This is a genomic window from Pseudomonas sp. PB106, from assembly GCF_009764645.1.
Classification (GTDB): domain Bacteria; phylum Pseudomonadota; class Gammaproteobacteria; order Pseudomonadales; family Pseudomonadaceae; genus Aquipseudomonas.
The window spans coordinates 1-4,633 of record NZ_RWIM01000186.1; the positions used below are offsets into that span (position 1 = coordinate 1).

5 protein-coding genes are annotated in these 4,633 nt (G+C 57.2%); 4 read left to right on the plus strand and 1 reads right to left on the minus strand.

The window, feature by feature from the left end:
• Positions 1–324: 324 nt before the first annotated feature.
• Entirely contained in the window at positions 325–2,022 is a 1,698-nt protein-coding gene (fadD1, locus tag EJA71_RS23550; RefSeq protein WP_158959936.1) for a long-chain-fatty-acid--CoA ligase FadD1, read from the plus strand.
• Between the two features lie 129 nt (positions 2,023–2,151).
• Here fadD1 and EJA71_RS23555 read toward each other — a convergent pair whose 3' ends face one another.
• A complete protein-coding gene (locus EJA71_RS23555; RefSeq protein ID WP_007969330.1) occupies positions 2,152–2,529 on the minus strand; it encodes a hypothetical protein in 378 nt (125 codons plus the stop codon).
• A 197-nt stretch (positions 2,530–2,726) separates the two neighbouring features.
• On the opposite strand from EJA71_RS23555, the gene EJA71_RS23560 reads away from it, so the two are divergent.
• From EJA71_RS23560 to def, 3 genes are all read left to right on the plus strand, one after another.
• Positions 2,727–2,918 carry a CsbD family protein gene (locus EJA71_RS23560; RefSeq protein ID WP_158959938.1) on the plus strand — a complete coding sequence of 64 codons (192 nt, stop codon included), beginning with the start codon at positions 2,727–2,729 and terminating at the stop codon, positions 2,916–2,918.
• Positions 2,919–3,083: 165 nt separating this feature from the next.
• Complete coding sequence (locus EJA71_RS23565; protein ID WP_158959940.1) at positions 3,084–4,034, plus strand: YihY/virulence factor BrkB family protein; 951 nt, start codon at positions 3,084–3,086, stop codon at positions 4,032–4,034.
• Positions 4,035–4,036: 2 nt separating this feature from the next.
• Complete coding sequence (gene def, locus EJA71_RS23570; protein WP_158959942.1) at positions 4,037–4,576, plus strand: peptide deformylase; 540 nt, start codon at positions 4,037–4,039, stop codon at positions 4,574–4,576.
• The last annotated feature ends 57 nt before the right edge of the window (positions 4,577–4,633 follow it).

Below are 4,633 nucleotides of genomic sequence, written 5' to 3' on the forward strand. Positions count from 1 at the left end.
CTGCGGCAGCTCCTACAGGGAACGCATTCCAATGTAGGAGCTGCCGCAGGCTGCGATCTTTTGCTTTGAAGCCCCCGTTTTGCGGGGCTTTAAAGGTTTTATAGGATTTTTGCTCTAAAATGACTGCTGGCAATTCTTGAGTCACAAATATGACTGTATGGGCCGCTTTTGGCTCTAGTCGACCCTCGGCAAAGCTGCTACTCTCGGCGCGCTTTTGTGACTTCTCGGCCTATCTGAAAGCCAGATTCACCAATACAAAACACACACCAATAATAATCGCATCAAATGCGGTGAAGAATTCGCGTTGCTGAGGAGTGGGCTTCCATGATCGAAGACTTTTGGAAGGATAAATACCCGGCTGGAATTGCTGCCGACATCAATCCAGACGAGTATCCGAACATTCAGGCAGTGTTGAAGCAATCCTGCCAACGCTTCGCCAACAAACCGGCTTTCAGCAACCTGGGCAAGACAATCACCTACGGTGAACTGTACGAATTGTCCGGTGCGTTTGCCGCGTATCTGCAACAGCATACCGACTTGCAGCCCGGTGATCGAATCGCCGTGCAATTGCCCAACGTCCTGCAATACCCGGTGGCCGTCTTCGGTGCGATCCGCGCCGGGCTGATCGTGGTCAACACCAACCCGCTGTACACCGCGCGGGAAATGGAACACCAGTTCAACGACTCCGGTGCCAAAGCCCTTGTTTGCCTGGCGAACATGGCGCATCTGGCCGAGGCCGTGGTGCCGAAAACCGGCGTCAAACACGTCATCGTCACCGAAGTCGCCGATCTGTTGCCGCCGATCAAGCGCCTGCTGATCAACAGCGTTATCAAGTACGTGAAGAAAATGGTCCCGGCCTACCACCTGCCGAACGCCATCAAGTTCAACGACGTGTTGAGCAAAGGCCAGGGCCAGCCCGTGGCCGAAGCCAACCCGGACAGCGGCGATGTCGCGGTGCTGCAATACACCGGCGGCACCACCGGCGTTGCCAAGGGCGCGATGCTGACCCACCGCAACCTTGTCGCCAACATGCTGCAATGCAAGGCGCTGATGGGCTCCAACCTCAACGAAGGCTGCGAGATCCTGATCACGCCGCTGCCGCTTTACCACATCTATGCGTTCACCTTTCATTGCATGGCGATGATGCTGATCGGCAACCACAACATCCTGATCAGCAACCCGCGCGACTTGCCGGCGATGGTCAAGGAACTGTCGAAGTGGAAGTTCAGCGGTTTCGTAGGTCTGAACACCCTGTTCGTGGCCCTGTGCAACAACGAAGGTTTCCGCAAGCTGGACTTCTCCGCGCTGAAAGTCACCTTGTCCGGCGGCATGGCCCTGCAATTGGCCGCTGCCGAGCGCTGGAAAGCCGTGACCGGTTGCGCCATCTGCGAAGGTTACGGCATGACCGAAACCAGCCCGGTGGCCACGGTCAACCCGATTCAGCATATCCAGATCGGCACCATCGGCATTCCAGTGCCATCTACTTTGTGCAAAGTCATCGACGATGCCGGTGTCGAGCAGCCGTTGGGTGAAATTGGCGAACTGTGCGTCAAGGGCCCGCAAGTGATGAAGGGCTACTGGCAGCGTCAGGAAGCCACCGATGAAATGCTCGACAGCGACGGTTGGCTGAAAACCGGCGACATCGCGCTGATCCAGCCGGACGGCTACATGCGCATTGTCGATCGCAAGAAAGACATGATTCTGGTCTCCGGTTTCAACGTTTATCCGAACGAACTCGAAGACGTGCTGGCCACTCTGCCGGGCGTGTTGCAGTGCGCGGCCATCGGCGTGCCGGACGAGAAGTCCGGCGAGGCGATCAAGATTTTCATCGTCGCCAAGCCGGGCGTTACGCTGACCAAGGAAACCGTGATGGAGCACATGCGCGCCAACGTAACTGGTTACAAGGTGCCGCGTTCAGTAGAATTCCGCGATGCGCTGCCGACCACCAACGTCGGCAAGATCCTGCGCCGCGAGTTGCGGGATGAAGAGCTGAAGAAGATCAAGGCGAAGACCGCCGCCTAAACCAAAAAGCCCCGCAGATGCGGGGCTTTTTGTTGGTGCAGACTGTAGATGTTGATCGTTCCCACGCTGTGCGTGGGAATGCCGCCCCGCGTTTCCTGTAGGAGCTGCCGCAGGCTGCGATCTTTTGATTTATTGGCGGAACGGGGCGAAATTCACGTTGGTGCCCGCCGGACGCATGTCCTGCAGATACGAATCCTTGTCCGCACTCAATTCCAGGCTCAATGCCGCCTTACGCTTGCCTTCATTGCGAATCACCAACCCTTCGAGCTTTTCACGCAGGAACACCGTCGGCACTTTCAGGTGCAGCAGTTCGTCGGTGGCCGGCGTGTGCATCAGCAGGTGAATCCACTCGTACTGACCGACGGCCAGACGCGTCACCGGCAGGTCGAACCACCAGATGTTGCGGTTACGGTTCAGTTCGGCGAAGTGGCAGTTGTTGGTGCCGAGCACGGCGCCGCCCAGTTCCTGGTTGCGACGGGCGATGGCCTGCTTTTTATCGAGTTTCATAACATTCCTGCGGGATCGGTCTCAGGCGCATGGCGCCCCTATGCTGCGCATTCTCGGGGCATTGCCTGCAAACATAAAGCCCAACCTGCGCGTCGCGACGAAATGAGCCGCTGAAAATAAATGAAACTTGGCGCAAATCCGGCCAGTCAATCATTACGTACTGACTTTTCCCCCTTAATGCACCAAGGAGAAACACCATGAGTAGCACAGGCGATAAAGTAAAAGGCATGGCCAACGAAGCCGTCGGCAACGTCAAGCAAGGCGTCGGTAAAGCCACTGACAACGACAAGCTGAAGGCTGAAGGCGAAGTCCAAGAGAAAAAAGGCGAAGCCCAGCAAGCCGTCGGCAAAGCCAAAGACGCTGTGAAAAAAGGCGTCGACAAGGCGTAATCCAGCCTTGAACGAAATACACGAGCGGCCATCCAAGGATGGCCGTTTTTGTGTCGAAATCCTGCAGACGCCCAGCAAGGTTCGCCAAACAGGCTACCTTGATGTAAAAAACGGCCCCTGAGTCGCCACGACTTCAAACCTGTATTGCGGCGAAAGGAGACGCGAATGATATTTCCAGACATGAAAGGTCTGCCCCTGCACCGTGTGATGGTGCGCACGGTCACTGAATTCGTCGATGACGAAATGTCGACCTACGCCTCGGCACTGGCTTACCAGATGCTGTTCTCGCTGTTCCCGTTCATTCTGTTCCTGATCGCCCTGATCGGTTTCCTGCACCTGCCGGACTTTTTCTCCTGGCTGCGTTTGCAGTCAGAGCTGGTGCTGCCGCCGCAGGCGCTGGAGTCGGTCAACCCGGTCATTGATCAGTTGCAACAGTCCAAGGGCGGCTTGCTCTCGGTCGGTATCGTCATCGCGCTGTACACCGCGTCTGCCGGTGTGCGCCTGATGATGAGCGCGATGAACGCAGCGTATGACGTGGTCGAGGGCCGGCCGATCTGGAAGCGCTTCCCGCTGTCAGTGGTGTACACCGTTGGCATCGCCGGCATGTTGCTGATGGCCGCCGCGCTGATGGTGCTCGGGCCGCAAGTGATGGGCTGGATTGCCGCGCAGGTCGGGCTGGAAGAAGTCATCGTGACCATTTGGACGATTGCGCGCTGGCCGGTAATCGTGATTCTGATGATGGTTGCTGTGGCGCTGATCTACTACGTCATGCCTGACGTGAAACAGGAATTCCGCTTCATCACTCCAGGCTCGGTACTGGCCGTGGTGGTGTGGATCATCGCCTCGTTGGGTTTTGCGTTCTACGTGAAAACCTTCGCCAACTACAACGCGATGTATGGCAGCATCGGGGCGATCATCGTGCTGTTGCTGTACTTCTATATTTCCGCTGCAGTGCTGTTGCTCGGCGCGGAGATGAATGCGGTGATCGAGCACATGTCCAACGAGGGCAAGGACGCGGGCGAGAAAGTCCCTGGCGAACTTGCTGAACAACCCAAACAACACGTCTCGGGCCTGGGCCGCGATCACTCGCTCAAGCCGGACACTGACGAAGTCTGATCATGATCCGTGAAATCCTCAAAATGGGCGATGAGCGCTTGCTGCGCATCGCCCCGCCAGTGCCACCGGAGATGTTCGACAGCGCTGAGCTGTGGCAACTGATCGACGACATGTTCCAGACCATGGAAAGCGTCGGCGGCGTCGGTCTGGCCGCGCCGCAGATCGGTGTTGATCTGCAACTGGTGATCTTCGGCTTCGAGCACAGCGAACGTTACCCGGACGCCGAAGCCGTGCCGCAGACGATCCTGATCAATCCGCTGATCACGCCGTTGAATACGCTGACGGAGGAGGGTTTCGAAGGCTGTCTGTCCGTGCCAGGCTTGCGGGGTGCGGTGGATCGTTTTCAGCAGATTCGCTATGAGGGTTTTGATCCGAAAGGCGAGCCGATTGTGCGAGTGGCCTCGGGTTTCCATGCGCGGGTGGTGCAGCATGAGTGCGATCACCTGATCGGCCGGTTGTACCCGTCGCGGATTACCGACTTCAGCAAGTTTGGTTTTACCGAAGTGATGTTCCCGGATCTCGATCCCAACGCTGACGATTAACCAGAATCAAAAGATCGCAGCCTTCGGCAGCTCCTACACCGATTCTTTGTAGGAGCT